Raw genomic sequence first — 282 nt, forward strand, 5'->3', positions numbered from 1 at the left:
GAGCGCGTTCGCGACGAGTTCGTGCGCTTCAACGAATACACGCACGGGCTCGTGTTCGGCATCAAGGAGCTCAAGCTCAACCGCGCGCGGCGGCGCTGGTTCACGCGTGCCGCGATCGAGCTGTCGTCGAAGCGCGTGGCCGGCTTCAATTACATCGAGCGCTTCTGGTTCATGGGCGGCGACACCATCGGCCAGATCACGGTGGCCGTGCTGCTCGGCTTCCTGCTGTTCGGCGTGCCGTCGCTCGGCGTCGTCGATCCGTCGGTGCTCACCGCGAGCATT

Annotated in this window: 1 pseudogene; it reads left to right on the forward strand. The window is 65.6% G+C overall.

Annotation, left to right across the window (positions count from 1 at the left end):
- Window positions 1-282 (forward strand): annotated as a pseudogene (locus tag SB751_RS29705) (ATP-binding protein); the annotation flags it as partial.

The sequence above is a fragment of the Cupriavidus sp. SIMBA_020 genome (assembly GCF_046535395.1).
Taxonomy (GTDB): Bacteria; Pseudomonadota; Gammaproteobacteria; order Burkholderiales; family Burkholderiaceae; genus Cupriavidus; species Cupriavidus campinensis.